The sequence below is a fragment of the Pseudomonas sp. PS02303 genome (assembly GCF_029959925.1).
GTDB lineage: Bacteria > Pseudomonadota > Gammaproteobacteria > Pseudomonadales > Pseudomonadaceae > Aquipseudomonas > Aquipseudomonas mandelii.
The window spans coordinates 1-3,862 of record NZ_JASCOM010000388.1 but is presented as its reverse complement, the minus strand read 5'-3'; the positions used below and the strand labels follow the sequence as shown (position 1 = coordinate 3,862).

The 3,862-nt window shown below is 57.6% G+C and carries 3 protein-coding genes; 2 read left to right on the top strand and 1 reads right to left on the bottom strand.

Annotated features, from left to right (window positions below):
- Window positions 1–84: 84 nt before the first annotated feature.
- Window positions 85–1,182, bottom strand: coding sequence for a ribosomal protein S18-alanine N-acetyltransferase (gene rimI / locus QMX98_RS33035; protein ID WP_010460510.1), 1,098 nt, complete (start codon window positions 1,180–1,182; stop codon window positions 85–87).
- A gap of 92 nt (window positions 1,183–1,274) precedes the next feature.
- Here rimI and QMX98_RS33030 point away from each other — a divergent pair, with 92 nt between their 5' ends.
- On the top strand, window positions 1,275–2,849 hold the full coding sequence (locus QMX98_RS33030; RefSeq protein WP_102593507.1) for a RimK family protein: 1,575 nt from the start codon (window positions 1,275–1,277) through the stop codon (window positions 2,847–2,849).
- 7 nt (window positions 2,850–2,856) lie between these two features.
- A complete protein-coding gene (locus QMX98_RS33025) occupies window positions 2,857–3,780 on the top strand; it encodes a magnesium transporter CorA family protein (protein WP_282412004.1) in 924 nt (307 codons plus the stop codon).
- The last annotated feature ends 82 nt before the right edge of the window (window positions 3,781–3,862 follow it).

The following is a 3,862-nucleotide window of genomic DNA, read 5'->3' as shown; positions in this document are numbered from 1 at the left end:
CGAGGGAGCTTGCTCCCGTCTGCGGAGCAGTCGCTTGAATGGGGCGCTTCGCACCCAGCGGGAGCAAGCTCCCTCGCCACAGGTCTATTTTCGGCAGTAGATAATCACCGCCGCCCGAAGCTTGCCCCGGCCAAAACTGCACATCTTGTCGAACTCGCCGTGGCTGACCGGCAAATGCTGGCAGTCCATCGGTTGGCGATGTTGGCTGTGGTCCACATCCGGGTCGTGCAGGTAGACAAATTCGTCATCGCAATCGGTGACGATCACCCAATGCGGCGCCTTGGAGCGGGTCAGCCGATAGCTGCTGATCAGCACCAGCGGTTGTCCGCCATCGTCCAGTAGCCGAGGGAGGTTCAGCGGGCCGCCGATCACTCGCTCCACATCCGTCTCGAGTAGCTGCGTGGTGAACTCCTCGTGCACCAGACGCATTACGTCTTTTTTATGCTCATCGCGCACGCCATCGAGAAACAGCGGCCCTTCCATGCTCAGTTGCAGACGCACCCGAAATCCACGGCGCCATGCCGCCAGCGCCAGGCCTTGAGGGCTGCAGCCGCCATGGCCTGCGGTCATGAACACCGTCGTCGCCTCACGCCAGATTTGCAGTTCTTCGCGACGCTCCAGCCATCGATTGCCTTGCAGCGCTGCCATGGCCATTAACAGGCAGGCCGGGCCGCAAGTGAAATCGGTGGTCTGCCGGTACCACGGGACCTGGATGTTGCGCGAATCGCAGTGCTCAAGAATGCGTTTTTCCAGGCGCAGCGCATCGGCATGGTCCTGGTAATAATCATGGATCAGCGCGAAACGCCGGTAACCATTGCGCTCATACAAGGCAATCGCCGCGGGGTTGTCGATCCGCACCTCAAGGCGCAAGTAGGCGCAATCATGTTCAAGGGCGCAGGATTCGATGCGTTCGAGCAACTGCTTGCCCAGTCCGCTGCCACGGGCCTCGGTCGCGATCGCGATCGAGTAAAGCCGCGCCAGCGAGGTGCCTCGGTGAAACAGCACCACCGCATAGCCGACCAATTGCTCGCCATGCTGGGCCACCAACAACTGCCCGTGCGCTCGAGTGATCATCCACAGAAAGCTGCGACTGTTGAGCCGGTCCGTGGTGAAACATTGCTGTTCGAGTTCCAGCAGCGCGGGTAAGTCTTCAACTACCGCCAAGCGAAAGACAGTGTTCATATGACCGCCGTAAAAGTTACGTAACGAAACGGGACTTTCGAAAAAGTTCGTGCTTAATAGGAAAGGTCTTGTTCTCCAACGGATCAATCACTATGTCAGCGGTACAAGGTCATTGGCGCGAAGTATCCGAGCAAACTTTGCCGGCAGCAACTTATTTAAATGACGCAGGCAGAACTTCAAGTCAGTTGATAATCATCGTCGAACGCAAGGAAGACTGGGCCTCGTATTTCCCTAGCGAGGACATTGTCAGCGCCCAGGAATACCTCGAGCAGACGCGGGACAACGAACAGGGCAAACGGGTCCAGGTGATCAACCTGTGCCGCAGCTACAAGTATCTGGGGCACGGCTATTACTGCTCGTTGCTGGCCGAAGCGCGGGGGCACAAGGTCATTCCGTCGGTGCGCACCATCAGTGAGCTGACCAAGAAGTCGTTGTACGGCCTGGCCCTTGATGACCTGGATAAACCCCTGGAAAAAGCCCTCAGCAACCATCTTTACAGCGACACCGAAGGCTTTACCCTGACGTTGTACTTCGGCAAAACCAATATAGAACCCTTGCAGGATCTGGCACGGCAGTTATTTGAAGTGTTCCCCTGTCCGATATTATTAGTTGAGTTTCGCCGAACGAATGGCTGGCACATCGAAGGTATAAAGTCCGGGGCGTTGCATAAGTTACGTGAAGACCAGGAAGATCAATTTGCCAACTCTCTGGACAGTTTCAGTCGCAAGATCTGGCGTGTGCCACGCTCACGACGGCTGGCCCGTTATGACCTGGCCATCCTGCATGATCCGCAGGAAGCCTTGCCTCCTTCCAATGCGAAGGCGCTGGATAATTTCGTGCGCGTCGGTAAGACCTTGGGCATTGATGTCGAGCTGATCGAGCGCAAGGACTACGCACGCATTGCCGAATACGACGGCCTGCTGATTCGCGAGACCACCAGCGTTGACAACCACACCTATCGCTTTGCCAAAAAAGCCGAGAGCGAAGGGTTGGTGGTGATGGACGATCCGGCGTCGATCCTGCGCTGCACCAATAAGGTCTACCTGACCGACTTGCTCAAGAGCCATCAACTCGGCATGCCCGCCACCGAAATCCTCTATAAGGAACGACCGGAAGATTTCGAACGGGTCGGCGAGCGCCTGGGCTTTCCCTTGGTGCTGAAGATCCCCGACGGCTGTTTCTCCCGGGGCGTGATCAAGGTCGAAAGCCAGCAAGCCTTGCTCGAAGCGACCGCCGAACTGTTCGAACACTCGGTGCTGTTGCTGGCCCAGGAATTTTTCTACACCGAATACGATTGGCGTATCGGCGTGCTCAACCGCAAACCGATCTTCGCCTGCCAATACTTCATGTCCAAGGGCCATTGGCAAATCTATAACCACAAAGCCAAGGGCCAGGACATCAACGGTGAATGCCGCACCCTGGCGGTCCACGAAGCGCCGCGCGCCGTGGTGGAGCTGGCCGTGAAAACCGCCAATCTGATCGGCGACGGCCTCTACGGCGTGGACCTCAAGCAGTCCGGCGACAAAGTGGTGGTGATCGAAGTCAACGATAACCCGAACATGGACGCCGGCATCGAAGATGCGTACTTGCAGGACGATTTGTATTCGCTGGTACTGGAAGAGTTCGTCCGTCGCCTGGAACTGAAACGTCGCGGCCAGGCCTGGTGATCGGCCGATGATCAAAAGCTTTCAACTGGACGGCGGCACCTTGCATGCCGTCGAACGACTGGATGCCGAGGTAATGCTGTTCAGCAACCCCGATGCCGCCGAACGGGACCTGTTGCACAGCCATTTCAAGCTTGATGAGCACGCGTTGGCCTCGGCCCTGGACCCTGACGAGGTGTCGCGCATCGAGTTCCATCCCGACAACCTGTTCCTGATCTGGAAGCGCCCGGAAAATTACTCCGGTGCCGGCAGCCTGGCGTTCGAAGTGTCGTCCTGTGGCCTGTTGTTTTCTGCACAGCGCCTGCTGGTGATCGCCACTGACGATGCGCCGCTGCACGGGCTCGGCACCCGGCAGCGGCTGAACACGCCGCTGGATGTGCTGCTCGATCTGCTGTTCAACAACATCCATCACTATCTGGGCCACCTGAAGGTAATCAAGCTGGTTGCCCGGGAGTTGCAGCAGAAGTTCAACGCCTCGATGCAGAACCAGCACCTGATCCAGATGTTCAACCTCAGCGAAAGCCTGATCTATTACATCAACGCGATTCACAGCAACGGCGCAGTGCTGACGCGGTTGCGCAATCATGCCGCCAAGGAACACTTCAGCGCCGAGGCCATCGGGCTGATCGACGACCTGATTATCGAAAATAACCAGTGCTATAAGCAGGCGGAAATTTACTCCACGGTGTTTTCCGGGCTGATCGACGCCCGGGGCAACCTGATGAACAACAGCATGAACAACCTGCTGCGCAAGCTGACATTAATTAACGTGGTGTTTTTGCCGCTGAACCTGATTGCGAGCATTGGCGGCATGTCCGAGTTCAGCATGATGACCGGGGACACGCCGTGGTGGGTGTCGTATCCGTTGTTTCTGACGGCGATGATGATTGGGGCGGGGGCGATGGTGCTTGGGCTCAGGCGGCTGGCGAAATGACGATGTCGACTGTCAGGCCGTCTTCGCGGGCAAGCCTCGCTCCTACAGGGGGATACGCTCCAATGTAGGAGCGAGGCTTGCC

Excerpts from the sequence above, each read along its gene's own strand:
- QMX98_RS33025 (WP_282412004.1), top strand. The coding sequence starts at position 2,857 with ATGATCAAAAGCTTTCAACTGGACGGCGGCACCTTGCATGCCGTCGAA.
- QMX98_RS33030 (WP_102593507.1), top strand. The coding sequence starts at position 1,275 with ATGTCAGCGGTACAAGGTCATTGGCGCGAAGTATCCGAGCAAACTTTG.
- rimI (WP_010460510.1), bottom strand. The coding sequence starts at position 1,182 with ATGAACACTGTCTTTCGCTTGGCGGTAGTTGAAGACTTACCCGCGCTG.